Here is a 17,381-nt window from a genome sequence, read left to right on the forward strand (position 1 = left end):
GGGCGGGAGGGCTCTCCGCCGGCATCGGTCGCCGCCAGTTCGCTATGCTGCCTGACGGAAAACTTGTTTGCATCCGGGCCATGGCGCGGAGGAGAACCAAGCTACTGCCACAGTCTCGTTGGCATAGGGCAGACGCGCTGGCTTCGGAAGATGATGGCGAGGTGTGCTGGCCATCATCTTCGGCGAAGCCCGATGGCAGGCTTCACCCGATTGCGAGCATCGAGACCTCTAGTTCATCCCGCCGAGCCAGATCAAACCGTCGCACAATTTCGTGCGGCCCTCGACCTTCTCCTGGCATTCTTTTACCATCATACCGCGCGTGGCCTTCGGGGTGGCCATGAAGGCAGCCCTGAATTCTGGCATTGGCCTCAGCTCTTTCATCGTGCTGTCGGTGTAGAATGGCGCGATGTTGTCGGCCACATCGAGCGCGCCGGCAAATGCGGGAGCGCCGGCAGCGGAAAAGGCGAGTGCGGTAACGCAAATAGCTTTGACATTCATAGCGAGTTCCTTCACTGAAGTTTGAGAAGTCGTTCGGTTGAAGACGCAGAAGTGATTGCTTGATTACTTTGGGGCCGAATTGATTCCGGCCTGATCAGCATCCGGCAGAAGATAGGGTAAATATATTGCACGATGGTATCGGCGATACGTTGGTATAAGTGCCTTAGCAGACGGGGAGTCGCCGCCCTGATGCTCGTCTCCGCGATCTGACGCCATTAGCAGCGCGGTATGGTGGGCATAGCGGTGAGCTTGCTGGCGGCCGTCGCCCCCGACACGCAAATCTAAAATCTCCGGAGAACTACGTCGGCTACAAACGTACCCAAGGCTTTGTATCCCCCGGGCGGCGCAATTCGCAACAAGCCGCATCTCTATGAAGCGCCGGCACAGTTGCACCTGAACGATGGGCGTTGTCGGGTGACTGGACGATGGGAAGCGATGGCGTCTCTGTGAAAAAGGCTCATGGCCGCATCACATATCGATTCCACGCCCGCGATGCTCATCCTGTCATGGGGCCGGCATCGCCAGTAACATCCGTGAGATTCCGCGTCCTCGTCATCCGCCTTCCTCACCTGGCTCGGTGATGCACGCCTCTATCGGATGCTGCGGCTCGCTTTCTCGAGGCGGCACCGGACCGTAAGCATCTGAAAATTCGGTTTGGGCGTTCTAGCCGGCGCCGAGGTGCTTGCAACCTTGCACCCAGGGAGGAACGCTGCGTTTCGCAACATTGACGTGCCAGGGGCTCTGCCGTGATGGTATTGCCAACAAGTGGTCGAAAACATGTGACATTTGATGGCCTCGGTCAGGTGCGCATAGGCGCCTGTGACGAATTCGACCAAATTTGGATAAAACGAAAAATACAAGATCATGCCAAAATCATATGATCATACCCACTGCTTGATCCATCTAGCTGAAAGCTCGATGGAATAGATGCAGCGACCTCGATGAACTAGATTTGCGGGCTCAGAGTGGTGAGGGACCTGGGTTTTCGGGCTTCGCCGCAGCCGAGGGAGAGAGATACGTGTCACTTCTGGAAGTCCATAGAGTGTCGAAGAGTTTCGGGGCGATCCGTGCCTTGACCGATGTGAGCTTGACCGTGGAGCCGGGCGAGGTCGTTGGTCTGATGGGCGACAACGGCGCCGGCAAATCGACAATGGTCAAGCTGATCGCCGGCAATTTTCCGCCCGATGACGGCCGGGTGGTCCTCGACGACCAGGTCTGCCATTTCCAAAAGCCCATTGAAGCGCGGGCTCAGGGGATAGAGGTGGTTTACCAGGATCTTGCACTCGCTGACAATCTGACGGCCGCGCAGAACGTGTTCCTCGGGCGGGAGATCAAGAAGGGCTTCTGGCCATTCCGGATCCTCAACAAGCAGGCGATGATCGACCGATCGGCGGCGCTGTTTGCCGAACTGAAGTCGGAAACCCGTCCGCGCGATCTGGTCCGCAAGATGTCAGGCGGACAGCGCCAGGCGGTTGCGATCGCGCGGACGCGTCTCTCCAAGGCCAAACTTGTGCTGATGGACGAACCCACCGCAGCCATTTCGGTGCGCCAAGTCGTCGAGGTGCTCGGCCTGATCCAGCGCCTCAAAACCCAAGGCGTATCGGTGATGCTGATCAGCCACCGTATGCCTGACGTGTTTGCCGTATGCGACCGCATCATCGTCATGCGCCGCGGCACCAAGGTGGCGGACAAGGCAACAGCGTCAACGTCGCCGGAAGAGATCACCGGATTGATTACGGGAGCGATACGTGCAGCCTGATCTTGCCTCCGTGGTGTCTGAACCTGCCGTCACGGACCATGCCGTCTTTGACCACGTGGCCGTCGCGCGCGAGAAGACGCCGTTGCAGAAGCTGTTGGCGGCACAGTCCTTCTGGGTGGCGGTAGCGCTCTTCGCCCTGATGCTCGTCATGTCCGCACTGGAGCCGACATTTAGCACGGCGGAGAACTTCACCAACATTTCGCGCAATTTTGCCCCGATCGGCATCATGGCGCTCGGCATGACGCTGGTGCTGATCACCGGCGGGATCGACCTTTCGGTTGGCTCGGTGATGGCACTCGTCGCGATCGTAGCCGGCCTGTTCCTGACATGGCATTATCCCTGGTACGTGGCCTTTTCAATGGGGATGGCCACAGGGCTCGCCTGCGGCGCCTTCAATGGCTTCTTCGTCGCCTACGTGGGGATGCCATCCTTTGTGGTGACGCTTGGCATGCTGTCGATCGCGCGGTCGCTGGCTGTGGTATTTTCCGGCAACCAGATGCTCTACCAGTTCGGGCCGGATGCGCCCATCGTCAAGGCGATCGGCCAGGCGAAGTGGCCGCTGCATCCGCCCGCAGGCTGGGCGCCGGCCTGGCTGCCGGAGTTCTCCTCGCATTTCTGGACGATGATCGTTCTGGCGCTAGTGGTTGGATGGATTTTCAACTTCACCGCTTGGGCTCGCCATCTGTTCGCCATCGGCGGAAACGAGCACGCGGCACGGCTGACCGGCGTGCCCGTCGACCGGATCAAGTTTCAAGTCTACGTCTTTTCCGCCTTCACGGCGTCCGTCGCCGCCTTGCTGCTGCTGGGCTACAATGGCTCGGCGCTCAATGCGCTTGGAACAGGCTATGAGCTCCGGGTGATCGCTGCCACGGTGATCGGCGGAGCGAGTCTCATCGGCGGCTACGGCACAGCCTTTGGCGCGCTGATAGGCTCGGCTTTCCTGGAAGTTATCCGCAACGCCCTGCTGATGGCGGGCATCGACTCAAACTGGCAGGGCGCGTTGGTCGGCGCGTTCATCATCCTTGCGGTGCTGCTCGGCATGCAGACCAGCGGCAGGTCGCTGCGCATGCTCTGGCAGCATTGGGTGCCCATCCAGCGCCGTTAGGAAATCTGCGGAAGGAAACCCTGCAACAACGAAGTCAACGTGGTGTGTAAGACCCGTAGGTCCGGGCGGCTGGAGGTCAAATCCTCTAGGCGAGCAGGAATCCGAGTGGTTGACGAAAAAATGGTCAACGGCGCTGTCGAACACGACGACCCTCACCTATTGGCGGAGTGCAATCAGGGTCATCCCGCCGCTTCTTAGCTCGCCGACGCTAGTCAGACTGGGGCGCGATCGGGAGAGAAAAGTAGAAATCTGCGCCACGCGACCGTTTGGTGGCCGCCCAGAGGTGGCCTCCATGTTCTTCAACGATCGAGCGGCTTATCGACAGGCCTATGCCAATACTGTTCGGCTTTGTACTGAAGAAGGCTTTGAAGATCTGATCCGGCGGGACCTGCGGCAGGCCAACGCCAGTGTCGCTCACGGACACGGTGACCTGGCTATCTCCTTCCCATTGCGATCTTATGAGGAGGTCGCGCGCGCCGTCCTTTTCCCTCATCGCGTCAAATGCATTGATCATAAGATGCATCAGCACCTGCTTCAGTTGCGCGCGATCCCCTGTCACCGGACACGACTTTTCCATCGGCTCTGTACGGATCGAGACCCCATACCTTGCAGCCTCGCTACCCAAGAGCACCGCCATCTCGCGGATCACCTCATCGACGTCTACAGCTTCGCGCAATGGTGCCTTCTGGTCGAAAAGCTGCCTTATGCGGCCCACCGTTTTCGAGGCACGACTACCATCTTCCACGATCCGGTCCGCGATCGCGCGGGCCCTCTCCACATTCGGAACCTTGTCCGAAAGCCAGCGTAGGCAGGTCTCGGCATTGATCATGATCGCGCCGATCGGGTGATTGACCTCGTCCGCGAGTGAACTGGTTAGCTCTCCCATCGAACTCATCCTGCTGACGCGCCCCAATTCTGCTTGAGCGCGGCGCAGATCCTCTTCGGTTCGCTGGCGATTGGCGATTTCCCCCTGCAGTGCTTCGTTCGTTTGCAGCAACTCCGTAGCGCGTTCCCTCAAACGGCTCACAGCTACCGCAAGGCGCCGATAAAGGCGCCAGTTCTCAAGCACCAGCACTGCAAGAACGAGGCTTGCCGCCAACGCGCCATAAATCCGGCCGGCGTAGAAACCGAAATCATACCGCCCTCCGTTCAGGTACGAGCTAAGTGTGATGTCGCAGAACCAATAAACCATCACGGCCATTAGCCACAGGTTTAGAAGTGTGCGCGGCGAACGCAAGGACAACAGGATAAACGCGGCAACGACAAGCAGAATGTCGGCTAAATTGACTACCCTCTGCCATGGCGTAAATGCACCGGCATCGAGAAGCGGTGGCAAAAAGCCTGTGCTACCGGTACCCCACGTGGCCCCAAACCAGAACGCCAAGACCGCGACGATCGACCCAATCACGGCCGCAGTTATCGCGAAAAGCGGTGCCGTCGAGATCTTACGGCTGTTCGGGTGAAACAGAGCATAAATCAGCACAACGAGCGGAAAGCCACCATGCCAGAAGATACACAACCACAACGCGGTCTGCGGCCCAGCCCCTAGCAAGCCTGAAGGAGCAAATGCCCCGGGGAAGGTCAAGAGTTGGACGATGCTGATCAGTGAGGCGAAGAGGTAACCGCTGGCCAGCAGCAACAATGCTCGTGTGCGCAGAAGATGGAAGTGCCCGAAAAGGATAATGGATGTCGTGAGGTCATTGCACGTCGATATCGCGTTGTACGCCACAACGAAAGCAGGCGACTCCGGCAACGAGACGCGGACGAAAGGTACGCACGCGAGAAACACCATGGCTGAGAGACCGATTATCGCGAAACAAAGATGTCGATCGCGAGGGCCAGCTCTGATTGTCGATAGATATGGGCCGCCAACATCCGGGAGCGTATGTGTAGAAGACGCGCTCACTCCAACTCTCAGGCGGAAATTTCGCCTCATCTCCCGCCTTTCCCGATAGTCCATTGCCCAGCGTCAAACAGAGCCCCACCACTCTGCAGCCGATACCCCCAGGATCGACCCTGCCCATTGCAAACTTCTCTTCGCGGCTGCATCTTTCGTTGTCCCTTCAAGCGCCACAATTCAACTGTCGGAAAGCACTCTTAACACCAACGTATGATGGTGAATTCGGCATGGTTGAATAGAGCTACAGGATAGTGCGTACGACCCGCCGTGCCTGGAAAGGCCATTGCCTGGCGAGACAGTGGCTCACAATTGTGTGCCCGGGAGGCCACACGCTTGAACGTGTCAGCAAATTACGGAATGGCTTTGCTTGTCGCATGTTCCGGCTGTTGGCACACTGCCAAATGAACTCGTGCGTCGGGGCGCACAGTGATGCTAGTTTTGGCGATCCGATGCCGCGCGCCAATGCGGGAGTTTTAGGTGGAACTGTCTTTTCGGGCGGGCATGAGCAGAGTCAGCGAGCTCCGGGTCCTGTGGGAGGACGGTGGCCTCGCTTTTTGCAGAGGATGGTTTGACAACGTCGAGGGAGAACAAACCAGCGTGCTGGTCGCACTTCCTGCTTCTGAGCACCCGACAAAATCCGTTCTCGACCGGCTTGCCCATGAATATTCCCTGAGGGACGTGCTTGATGGCGAGCGAACTGTGCGTCCGCTGGAACTGGTGCGCGATCAGGACCGAACAATGCTTGTTTTCAAGGACCCGGGCGGCGAATCATTCGGCCCAAGCCTCGGCACTCAGATGGAAATCGCAAGATTTCTCCGAGTCGCCATTGCGATCGTTGAGGCAATCGGAAGTGTGCACAAAGCCGGTCTTATTCATAAAGACATCAAGCCCACCAACTTCTTGTTCGACTCCGCCACCGGGGCAGTCCGATTAACGGGTTTCGGGATCGCATCCCGCCTGCCACGCGAGCGCCAAGCGGCTCCTCCGGAGGTTATTGCAGGCACGCTAGCTTACATGGCACCTGAGCAGACTGGCAGGATGAATCGCTCGATCGATTCGCGCAGCGATCTCTACTCGTGCGGCGTCTCCTTCTATCAGATGCTTACAGGAAAACTGCCGTTCTCGGCGACTGAGCCGGCTGAATGGATTCATTGTCACATTGCACGCCAGCCTGTAGCACCTAGCGCGGTTTTGAATACGATACCGCCGCAGCTCTCCGCAATAGTCATGAGGCTGCTCGCAAAAACCGCCGACGAGCGCTACCAGACAGCCCTCGGCCTTTTGGCAGACCTGCGGCGGTGCGAAGCGGAATGGACGTCTACGGGCACGATCACGCCTTTCGCTTTGGGCACACGAGATATCCCCGATCGACTGATCATTCCGGAACGGTTGTACGGTCGTGAGCCGGAAACTCGTCAATTGCTCGCCGCATTCGATCGGGTGGTTGCGATGGGCACCGCCGAACTTGTTCTACTGTCCGGCTATTCCGGAATTGGCAAGTCTTCGCTTGTGAACGAACTACAGAAAGCGATGGTTCTGCGGCACGGCATGTTCACGTCCGGCAAATTCGACCAGAACAAGCGCAACATCCCATATGCAACCCTTGCCCAGGCATTTCAGAGTCTCGTTCGACCGCTGCTCGGCAAACCCAAGGTCGAACTTGACCAATGGTGTGAAGCTCTGAGTGAAGCTCTTGGTCAGAATGCTCAACTGATCTTGCAGTTGGTTCCCGACCTCAAATTCGTCATTGGCGAGCAGCCACCCGTGCCTGACCTCCCGCCCCGCGAGGCAAGGACGCGATTTCAGGCTGTCATTCAACGATTCATCGCTGTGTTCGCCAGCGACAAACACCCGCTAACATTGTTTCTGGACGATCTGCAATGGATGGACGCAGCGTCGCTCGACCTTCTTGAACACCTTGCCGCGGACTCCGGAACGCGGCACCTCCTGTTGATAGGCGCATATCGTGACAACGAAGTTGGTCCCTCCCATCCGCTTAAACGCATGCTCACCACTCTACGGAGCGCTGGCAAAGCCATCGAGGAGATCCAGCTTGCTCCGCTCGCTCGCAACGATGTCGGTCGTCTGATTGCGGATGCACTCGACTGCGACTTCGCCCGCGCCCAAACGCTGGCCCGCTTGGTTCACAAGAAGACAGGAGGTAATCCGTTTTTCGTGATTCAGTTTCTGTCCGCACTGGCCGACGACGGGTTGCTAGAGTTCGATCGCAACGCGGCGACTTGGCTTTGGAACCTCGACCAAGTTCATGCCCGCAAGTACTCTGACAACATAATAGACCTGATGGTCGAGAAGTTGAGCCGGCTGCCCGTTGATACTCAGACAGCGCTGCAACAACTTGCGTGTTTCGGCGATCGCGCTGAGACCGCAATGCTTTCAATCGCACTCGAAAAATCCGATGAGGATGTTCGCCACCATCTCTGGGACGCCATAAGGTTGGAATTGGTCGAGCACGTCAACGGCGCATACAAATTCGTCCATGACCGCATCCAGGAGGCCGCCTATTCGCTGGTATCGGTGAAGTCGCGCGCAGCTACTCACTTGCGGATTGGGAGATTACTCGTAGCCAATACGCCGGTGGAAACACGCGAACAGGCGATCTTTGATATCGTCAATCAGTTTAATCGCGGTGTCGATCTGGTGTCGTCGTCAGCGGAGCGCGAGCAATTGGCCGAATACAACCTGCTTGCTGGGCGCCGCGCCAAGGCCACGACGGCTTATGCTTCGGCGCTCGGGTATTTGACGGCAGGGGCCGCCTTGTTGCCCGCCGATTGCTGGGACCGGCTGCATGAACTCGCATTCGCTCTGGAAATTAACCGGGCGGAATGCGAGTTTCTGACCGGTCAGACGACGGCCTCCGACATGCGCTTGTCGACACTGGCGTCGAAGGCTGCGAACACGGTCGAAAGAGCAATTGTCGAGTGTTTGCGAATTGACCTCTACACGGTTCTCGACCAAACGGATCGCGTCGTGTCGGTATGTCTCGATTACCTGCTACATCTCGGGATCGAATGGTCGCCTCATCCGACCGATGAAGATGTACGACGTGAGTACGATCGAATATGGTCGCTGCTGGGGGATCGCAAGGTCGAGGATCTCATCGACTTGCCATTGATGAGCGATCCCGAGGCTCTATCCACACTCGACGTTCTGACAAAGAGCTTCCCAACAGTCACACTTATCGACGCGAACTTTCTCGCAATGGCCGTTTGTCGCGTCATCAATCTGAGCCTCGAGCGGGGACACAGCGACGCGTCATGCGTCGCTTATGTCCATTTCGGAACCGTCGGGGGACCACGCTTCGGTAACTATCAAGCGGCCTTCCAATTCGGGCAACTCGCCTACGACCTCGTTGAGCAGCGCGGCCTCACGCGGTTCCAAGCACGCACGTTTCACTGGCTGGCACAGTTCGTTTTACCGTGGGCTCGTCACCCGACAGCTTGTCGAAAGCTAACGCACCGGGCATTCGACGCAGCCATCGCTACCGGCGATCTGAGCGTCGCGGTATACAGTTTTGACATCCTGAATGCGAACCTTATAGCTGCGGGCGAACCGCTCGCGGATGCACAGGTGCAGGCCGAAGTCGGGCTTGAATTCTCCCGGAAGACGCATTTCGCACACCAAATCAGTGTGCAGGAAACGGAACTCGCCTTGGTAAAGACCCTGCGTGGCTTGACTAAAAAGTTCGGTTGTCTTGACGGCGAACACTACAGTGAAGCTTTCATGGAGCAGCAACACACACCCCATCCGGCAGTATACTGGATTCGAAAACTCCAAGCCCGCTTTTTTGCTGGAGACTATAGATCCGCCCTTGATGCCGCGATGAACGCACAGACAAAGCTGTGGACGGTGGCAGGGTTTTTCGAAGAGGCCGAGTATCACTTCTATGTTGCGCTGTCGCTTGCGGCAAGCGCGACCGCAGTTCCGGCCGGGGATGCCGTTTCGCCAACGTTGGGGCGGCCTGTGGCCTCCTCGGCGTACTCTCCACATCTACTTGAGACACTGGAGTTTCACCATCGGAAGCTCGAAGCGTGGGTGGCGAACTGCCGCGAGACCTTCGAAAATCGTGCCGCATTGATAAGCGCGGAGATTGCCCGGTTAAAAGGTTTAGACCTGGATGCTCAACGCCTATACGAGCAATCGATCCACTCGTCGCGCGCAAATGGCTTTCTTCATAACGAGGCGATCGCCTATGAACAGGCTGCGAAATTCTATGCCGACCGTGGCCTTGAGGAGATATCCGATCTCTACCTGAGGAATGCTCGCTATTGCTATCTGCGATGGGGAGCCGACGGCAAGGTTCGGCAACTCGAAGATAAGTTTCCAAAACTGGTCCAAGGAGAGTCACCTGTAAACTCTACGAGCACGATGAGAGCTGCCATCCAGCATCTTGATCTCGCTACGATCGTCAAGCTCTCCGAGGCCGTCTCAAGTGAGATCGTCCCCGAGAAGCTCATTGGCACGCTCATGCGCACTGCAATCGAGCACGCCGGCGCAGTGCGCGGTGTTCTGATTCTCCTGCGAGGAGAAGAGTCAAGAGTTGAGGCAGACGCAACGACCTCCGGCAATGAAATCGCGGTGCGAATGTCGGCGACGGACCTGGTCGGGATCGCGTTGCCTGACACAATAGTCCAATATGTCATACGCACTCGCAATAGCATCATTCTTGATGACGCATCTTCCGAGGACCAATTCTCCTTCGATCAATATGTTCTGCGCCATCGTTCGCGATCGATACTCTGTCTGCCTCTGATCAAGCAGGGCAAGCTAATCGGCGTTCTCTATTTGGAAAACAACCTGTCGCCGCGCGTTTTCACGCCGAGCCGCGTTGCCATCCTCGAATTGTTGGCCTCGCAGGCCGCGATATCTCTCGAGAATATGCAGCTGTACGTCGAAATCGAGGAACGCGAAGCCAAAATTCGACGCTTGGTCGACGCAAACATCGTGGGAATCTTCATCTGGAATTCAGAAGGCAGGATCATTGAAGCAAATGAGGCCTTCCTGCAGATGGTCGGTTATCGCAAGGCAGATCTTCGTCCGGACGGGCTATCTTGGGCGGACTTGACTTTGCGAGAATGGCACGAACACGACGAGCGCGCAGCAGAGGCCTTGCGTACGACCGGAATTGTGCACGCCTACGAGCGGGAATTCCGCACAAATAACGGCAGCCGAGTGCCGGTGCTAATAGGTGAGGCCGCCTTCGGTGGACAAAGAGACGAGGGCGTTGCCTTCGTCGTCGACCTGACCGAGCGCAAACGTGCTGAGGCAGAAGCGCGCGAAAGCGAGCGAAGACGCCGGGAGGCGCAGTACGAGCTAGAGCACGCAAATCGCGTAGCAGCTATAGGGCAATTGTCTGCCTCCATCGCGCACGAGGTCAACCAGCCAGTTGCAGCATCAATTACCAATGCAGAAACGGCTCTACGGTGGCTTGGTGCTGAAAATCCAAATCTTCAAAAAGCCCGCGAAGCACTAGGCCGCATCGCCGACGATGGCCGGCGCGCCGCAGACGTTATCGGCAGAATTCGGGCTCTCATCAAAAAAGAACCACCGAGCATGGTGGGCGTGGAGATCAACGAAACGATACGGGAGGTCATCGTTCTGACTCAGGGCGAAATGACTAAAAACGGAGTCACCTTGCTGACGCGGCTCGCAGATGGTCTGCCTCTTGTCCAAGGAGACAAGGTTCAGCTTCAGCAGGTAATTCTTAACCTGATAATCAATGCAGCTGAAGCGATGGCGAGTTCGGACGAGGAGCCGCGTGAACTGCATATCGCGACGAACAGCACGGATTCACAAAGTGTGCTCGTCCTCGTCGCCGATACAGGACCGGGTTTAGCATCAACCAATTACGAGAGGCTCTTCGACGCTTTCTATACCACAAAGCCGACCGGCTTGGGGATGGGCCTCCCAATTTGCCGCACAATTATCGAAGCACACGGGGGGCAGCTATGGGCGTCAGCAAACCTACCCAGAGGCGCAGTCTTTCAGTTCACGGTCCCACTCCTGCCTGCGGAGTAACTGCTGTTCGGCTGCTACTTTGAGATGCACGTATCCACATTGGCAGGCGTACACACGTCCAAGCTCGTATAGGTCGGATCGGCGGGGGGCGCTTTGCCGTCCTTGATCGTCTTGAGCGCGTACATTGTCTTGTAGCCCATCTCAAAAGGTCGCTGGCCGACCTGCGCTAAGGACAGGCCTTCTTTCATTTGCTCGATTTGGACCGGCAGAGTGTCGACAACCACCAGCGCGAACTCATTCCGAGCGATCCTATCTTTGTAGGGCGCAACTGCCGCACGATTAGCGTCCGGCAGCGATTCTGCAAACCCCGCCGTCGGTAAAAACGCGTCCAGGGCAGGATGCCTCGCCATCACGTCCTGGAATTGCTGGACCGACAATGGGAAGTCATCGTTTGTATAGAGTGGGCAGCCGTCGATCTCTTTCCAGCCGCCCTGGCCCGTTAATCTATCCCCCGGCGGTTGGGCGGAGACTTTGCCGGCCAGCGTGTCACGGATACCCTTCATGCGGTCGTTGTGATTGGCAGCCGCCGCGCCGCCCGATTGAATACACAGCGTTCCACCATCAGGTTTAACAGTCTTGACGATCCGAGCGACAGCGACGCCAATCTCGTAATTGTTCGTGCCGATGTAGGCTAGGCGCAGAGCCTTGTCTTCGGGAAGGACGTCAGAGTCCCAGGTAAGCACCGGAATGCCAGCATTTTTTGCGGCTTGTAGGGCGACAGCCATCGCAGCTGCATTGGCAGGCGCCACGGCAATGCCGTCCACTTTCCTAGCGATAAGGTCCTGCACAATCTGGACCTGTTCATCCCCACCGCCATGCTCGCTTGGTCCAACGTACATGCATTCAAAGGCGCCCTTGGAGTCCGCTTCCGCATTCTTGCAACCGTCCCTCGCCTGATCATAAAATGGGTTGTTCATGCTCTTGGGAACGAGCGCAAAGATTTGCTTCTGTTGAGCGAAAGCCTCTCCGGCCGCCAGCATCCAAAGGGCGGTCACTGCAATTGTTGACAGACCTGTTTTCATGGGATCACCTCATTTTCACCCGGCATTTGCCGCGTTCGAAGCCTGCGTTCTCACCAAATCACCTGCGAAGCGTTGCACGAGCAGAGGATAACTCGCGGCACTTCGAAAAAGCATGGCAACGATAATGAAAAGAACAGCCCGCTGCCCTGAGCTTGTGCAGTAGGCTGCTCATCGAGCGCCATTCCGCTCGTTGGGGGGGCATCTTTCTAACTGACACCACGCTCATCAATCTTTCCGCGCACTAAAGAACACATCGGCCCTACCGCGTTTCCCACAACGCCCGACCATCCGAAGCGATACGAAAGCCACTTTTATCGAGCAAGGCGGCCGCCACCTCCAGCGAATAATCCCACACCAGGCAGCGCGAGCGCAAGTCCGTGCCGCATCGTGAAAATCGAAAGGCATACAGCGCATTGGCGCATTTTGGCCCGGCCGATCCTCGGGCGCGATCGGACCTGGCGTAAAGCTAATTGGTCGATCCTCGCACAGCAGTTTCAATGCAGTTGACCAAGTCGCTAGTCCTGAACGGCTTTCTGAGCAAGCACACGGCCCCAACCGTGGACGCCCTCGCGGCCAGATATGCTTCCGAACGAGCTGTAATCAATATCACTGGCGTGACCAAGCCGAGCACGCCGAGGCGCTGTGCCAGATCAAACCCGCTCATACCCTGCATGTGGATATCGGTCACAATGCAGTCGAACACCTTTTCTCCAACTGAACTTAGGTAGTCTTCTGCCGAACTGTAGCCCCCACAGCGATAGCCGAGAGAAGCCAACGATTCCACGAGTGCAACTCGGAAAGACGGGTCGTCGTCGATAACTGCGATTTCAATGTCCTTGGGCACACTGCATCCTACCCGAATGAAGGCCGAAACGGGAACCCTGTTTTGCATCGGTCCGGCGCGCCTTGAAATCATACAACAGTGTTATAGAAGCGAACCACTGCACGTTGGGAACGCAGTACTAGCTTCGTCCGATCCAGCTTCCATATACGTTCCCGTCTCTAGCGAGGCCCGATCCAATAGCAAGCCGACGGAACACGGCGGCTATGTCTGTCGGCGGCTAACGTTACCAGAGGCAGCAGAGGGCACAGGGAGATGAAGGTTGCAGTCCATCAACGCCCGCTAAGCAGTCAAACGGCTTAGCCCGCTGAGCTATTGCAGAGACCGTGGCAGGCGGATCCTGTTGTCCGATACCTAAGTGTAATCAGCACCCGGTTGTGATCCGTGTTACATATTAGGCACCCTGAGGCGCATAAGCACATCAATGCGAGTCGAGACCCTGCAAAACCCGGTCGTGCACATCGTCGACGACGATATTTCTATGCGCGAAGCGTTGGTCGGTCTGTTCGATTCCGTGGGACTGCAGTCGGAAACGTATTCTACGGCGAACGACTTCCTCTCTGCGAAGCTGACTAGCCGGCCCGGCTGCATCGTACTCGACGTCAGGCTCCCGGATATGAATGGGATCGAATTTCAGAATCACCTCACCCAGATTGGGATAGGCATGCCGGTGGTAATGATGACTGGATTCGGCGACATCACGATGTCCGTAAAAGCGATGAAACTCGGTGCTGTTGACTTCCTTCCGAAGCCGTTCCGCGATCAGGACATGCTTGACGCCGTTATGGCCGCGATCGAACGCGACAAGCAAAAACGAGCCCTCGACGACAATGTGTCGCAAATCCGAAAGCGGTTTGAGACTCTCACCCGACGCGAACGGGAGGTCATGTCTCACGTGGTTGCCGGCAGGATGAACAAACAGGTGGCCGGCGATCTCGGTATCAGCGAAATCACCGTCAAAATCCATCGTGGTGCGGCAATGCACAAGATGGGCGCCCGTACTTACGCGGAGCTGGTTCGAATGGCTGACGCGCTCAATCTAGACCGCGACAAGATCGGCGGGTAGGCGCGTCGCGCGGATCCTCAGCGGAATGCTCTCAATTCGAGAAATGATCATGCCCGCTGACATCCTTTCACGCGCGGCTAGGGGGCGTTCGATGCCCAACACGGTCGATGGTGACGTTGACGTGCAGATGACGCGGGTCATCCTGCAGATCGTGATATTCGAGGCCAAGCGGGCCGATAGCTGTGACCTGCGTGACATATTCTCCTGACTTAGCCCAATGGAAATGCCAGGTGTCGCCCGGGAGAACAATTACGCTTCCTGGCGGATAAGCGTTTACCTTGTCCCCATTGAAGGTATAGCCGAGACCAATGTAAAATACACCGGACAACACGGTGTAGATACGGTCTTCCGGATGCTTGTGCGGCATTAGCTTTGTACCGCCGGACACTTTGACCCTGATGACGTAAGGGCCGGCTTGTGTAGGATGGCCGACAACAACGGCAAGACGAGCTCCGGTTGGAAACGCGGGGAACGGCTCCCACGCGATCTCTTCGGGCAGGATCACCCTGAATTCGGACTGGTCGGGTTGATGAGCCATAGGATTGAACCTTCTATCAAGGCAGTCATGCGAGCAATTTCGCGTCCAGCTTGATGTTGGCGTTGAGAGCCTTCGATTCCGGGCATTCTTCTCGGCTTCGCTGGCGAATCGAGGAACCGATTCGTCCCGGTTTGGTCCTTTGGCTTTCAAAGCCAGAGCCGAACTGCTTATCTTTAACCCCTTGCCTGCTAGTCGAGGGTGACTGCGGCTTCCGTGACAGGCTCGGCGAGCCCATCCACACCGTGATAGGGAACCGAGGCAACCGGCTGAACCAGGATCGGCTGGGACTCACGTCAACGTTTCATTTTGATATCCCACGAGCGGCATTCTCAATCAGCCGTGCTACGGGTTCGGGGTTCGATACCATCACAACGTGCGAAGCGTCCTTGATTGCGACCGTTTCGCGGGCGTGAGCCCGGTTCGCCATGTAAGCAGATGCTTTCGGCGGGATGTTCTTGTCCGCGCCGCCATAGATGAACCAGCTTGGGATGCTCTTCCAGGCAGCCTTGGCCTGCGCTTCGTTGAGGGCGGCTTCGGCGATCGGCCGCTGCGTTGCGGCCATCAGTTTGGCTTGCGTGACGGGGACGTCGGCGGCGAATTGATCGTGGAACTTGTCCTGCTGGATGTAGAGATCCTTTCCACCGCCTGACAAAGTGACAGGAGCCGCGAGTGTCGCGCCCAGCGTGCTGCCTGGAAACTTTCCTGCAAGTTGCGCAGCGGTTTCAGCCACCTCCGGCGCAAATGCGGCGACATAGACCAGCGCCTTCACATTGGCATGGCCATGGGCCGCATCGCTGATCACCGATCCGCCATAGGAATGGCCGACGAGGACCACTGGCGTTGCAATCGAGGAAAGCACGCCGGCGACATAGTCTCCGTCACTCCTGACGCCTCGCAGCGGATTGGCTGCCGCCACGACGGAAAAGCCATCCTTCTCAAGAATCTCGATGACACCGTTCCAACTCGAAGAGTCGGCGAAGGCGCCGTGAACCAGGACGATGGTGGGTTTGTCGGACTGCGCCAGGGCGCTGCCGAACGTGGCCGCAATGATTGCCAGGCTTGCGAGCAAGATTTTCATCTGAACATCCTTTCGTTGTCGGGTGGTGGTCTTCATGGCACCGAGCGCAGGGTGAGCAGCGGGTTACCACAGACTGGATTTGTGGCCACCCGGCGGTTTGATCTTCCTTCTTCTGGGAGGTTCATGGAGCTGCTTGGTTGGGTAGCTCGCCGAGGTGGAATCCGAGTCGGTTTTCGACATCTCCCGGCCTTTGGAAGCCCTTCTCGGTCAACGCCTTGATGCCGGTCTGAGCCGCGGGACGCCCCAGCGAGGCGATACACGCCTCCCATCCGGAGCCGAGCTCGACGTCGGGCGGCAAGCTGGTGTTTACCAGGCGCTTGGTTTGGGCAATGGCCCACTTGTCGAACCTGGAGATGCGAGTCGCGAGCGCACCCACGTAGGCGTCGAGCTCTGCGTCGGGGAGAGCGCGATTGATGTAGCCGTAAGCTTCGGCCTGGTCGGCGGTGATGTCGTGCGAGCTCAGCAACACCTCCATGGCGCGATTTCGGCCGATAAGGTTAGGCAGACGGGCCATCGGGCCACCGCCGGCGACCATGCCCACACCAACTTCCCACTGCGAGATGACCGTATTCGCCTTGCTGGCGAAAGCCATGTCGCAGGCGAGCAGCAGCTCGCTGCCGTTACCCGTCGCGCGGCCGCGGATGAGCGCAATTGATGCAACGGGTGCGCGGGTCAGCCGAACGAGGAAATCCGGCCATGGCGGCAAACCCGTAGGACCGGGCGGCATCGAGGTCAGATCCTCGAGGCGCGCCATGAAGTCGGAATGATTGAGGAAGAAACCGTCAACGGCGCTATCGAAAACGACCACTCTGAGATTTTCATCGGCCTCGATGCTATCTATCAGGTCCTGGAACTGACGGACCATCTCAGGCCCCATAACGTTGAGGGGAGAATTGTTGATGGCAACGCGCCAGTAGGTTGGGGACTGGCGGGTCAGGCGGATTTGCGTAGCTGTGGTCTTCGCGTCCATTTGGAGCCTCCTTTGGAGGGGTATGCGGAATGCCTCCAACGTGCCGCCAGGGCTCCGAGGACTCCAGTAGACGATGGTATCGGCGATACCATGGTATGCCCGCCGAACATGGTTCATGGATCCCCTGATTAAGTGGGGGTTCGGACGCTAGTGTGCTGTCGCAGTTGCCAGATAGCGAGAGGGCGGCTGCGACGGTCTGTTGCAGCCGTTTTGCCAGCGCGACACCGTCGCCCAATCGCAACCGGCGGCCGCTGGGCCAAGTCGGGCGAATATGTGACTCATCATCGCGATCGGCCCGTCAGGACTGGACTACGTTGATCCCTCGGACGACCGTGCGCTCACTATCAAAGAGGCCCCTGCGCCTCTACGCGGCGTTCGACAGGTGCCTGTCGGGCTTGAGGAGGGCAGGGCGCAGAACGGCCGCGCTCTGAGGCCGCAGCATTCTGGCAAGAAACTCATAGTCTGGAGCTCGTAGTGCAAATCCACCCCCGCAATCAATAAATCCCCAACTCAATGAGTTGGCGGCTTTATTGAATCTTGAAGCGTCCTGGTTTCCTACTGCGGCTTC

At 57.7% G+C, this 17,381-nt stretch carries 11 protein-coding genes and 1 pseudogene; 5 read left to right on the forward strand and 7 right to left on the reverse strand.

Going from position 1 to position 17,381, the window contains the following annotated elements:
* Positions 1–228 precede the first annotated feature (228 nt).
* Entirely contained in the window at positions 229–513 is a 285-nt protein-coding gene (locus AC0L24_RS21465) for a hypothetical protein (protein ID WP_473564133.1), read from the reverse strand.
* Positions 514–893: 380 nt separating this feature from the next.
* On the opposite strand from AC0L24_RS21465, the pseudogene AC0L24_RS21470 reads away from it, so the two are divergent.
* From AC0L24_RS21470 to AC0L24_RS21480, 3 genes and pseudogenes are all read left to right on the forward strand, one after another.
* Positions 894–1,079 (forward strand): annotated as a pseudogene (locus tag AC0L24_RS21470) (hypothetical protein); the annotation flags it as partial.
* Positions 1,080–1,516: 437 nt separating this feature from the next.
* A complete protein-coding gene (locus tag AC0L24_RS21475) occupies positions 1,517–2,257 on the forward strand; it encodes an ATP-binding cassette domain-containing protein (protein ID WP_127809145.1) in 741 nt (246 codons plus the stop codon).
* Positions 2,247–3,362, forward strand: coding sequence for an ABC transporter permease (locus AC0L24_RS21480; protein ID WP_473564134.1), 1,116 nt, complete (start codon positions 2,247–2,249; stop codon positions 3,360–3,362). Before AC0L24_RS21475 ends, AC0L24_RS21480 begins: the two co-directional genes overlap by 11 nt.
* Before the next feature lie 208 nt (positions 3,363–3,570).
* Here the strand turns inward: AC0L24_RS21480 and AC0L24_RS21485 are convergent, their stop codons facing one another.
* A complete protein-coding gene (locus AC0L24_RS21485; protein WP_473564135.1) occupies positions 3,571–5,154 on the reverse strand; it encodes an MASE4 domain-containing protein in 1,584 nt (527 codons plus the stop codon).
* Positions 5,155–5,739: 585 nt separating this feature from the next.
* Between AC0L24_RS21485 and AC0L24_RS21490 the strand changes: the two genes are divergently transcribed.
* Entirely contained in the window at positions 5,740–11,298 is a 5,559-nt protein-coding gene (locus AC0L24_RS21490) for an AAA family ATPase (RefSeq protein WP_473564136.1), read from the forward strand.
* A 14-nt stretch (positions 11,299–11,312) separates the two neighbouring features.
* Here the strand turns inward: AC0L24_RS21490 and AC0L24_RS21495 are convergent, their stop codons facing one another.
* Together AC0L24_RS21495 and AC0L24_RS21500 are read right to left on the reverse strand one after the other, a co-directional pair.
* Positions 11,313–12,320 (reverse strand): substrate-binding domain-containing protein, encoded by a 1,008-nt coding sequence (locus tag AC0L24_RS21495; RefSeq protein ID WP_127809147.1) that lies wholly within the window; start codon positions 12,318–12,320, stop codon positions 11,313–11,315.
* A gap of 466 nt (positions 12,321–12,786) precedes the next feature.
* Entirely contained in the window at positions 12,787–13,164 is a 378-nt protein-coding gene (locus AC0L24_RS21500; protein ID WP_210214663.1) for a response regulator transcription factor, read from the reverse strand.
* Between the two features lie 421 nt (positions 13,165–13,585).
* Between AC0L24_RS21500 and AC0L24_RS21505 the strand changes: the two genes are divergently transcribed.
* Complete coding sequence (locus AC0L24_RS21505) at positions 13,586–14,227, forward strand: response regulator transcription factor (protein WP_473564137.1); 642 nt, start codon at positions 13,586–13,588, stop codon at positions 14,225–14,227.
* Positions 14,228–14,294: 67 nt separating this feature from the next.
* Here AC0L24_RS21505 and AC0L24_RS21510 read toward each other — a convergent pair whose 3' ends face one another.
* The 3 genes from AC0L24_RS21510 to AC0L24_RS21520 form a co-directional block, all read right to left on the reverse strand.
* Positions 14,295–14,765 carry a cupin domain-containing protein gene (locus AC0L24_RS21510; protein WP_127809150.1) on the reverse strand — a complete coding sequence of 157 codons (471 nt, stop codon included), beginning with the start codon at positions 14,763–14,765 and terminating at the stop codon, positions 14,295–14,297.
* 301 nt (positions 14,766–15,066) lie between these two features.
* Complete coding sequence (locus AC0L24_RS21515) at positions 15,067–15,843, reverse strand: alpha/beta fold hydrolase (protein WP_127809151.1); 777 nt, start codon at positions 15,841–15,843, stop codon at positions 15,067–15,069.
* Positions 15,844–15,964: 121 nt separating this feature from the next.
* The gene (locus AC0L24_RS21520; protein ID WP_127809152.1) at positions 15,965–16,813 is read right to left on the reverse strand and encodes an enoyl-CoA hydratase/isomerase family protein; all 849 of its coding nucleotides are present in this window, start codon (positions 16,811–16,813) and stop codon (positions 15,965–15,967) included.
* Between the last annotated feature and the right edge of the window lie 568 nt (positions 16,814–17,381).

The organism is Mesorhizobium sp. WSM4809 (genome assembly GCF_055811655.1).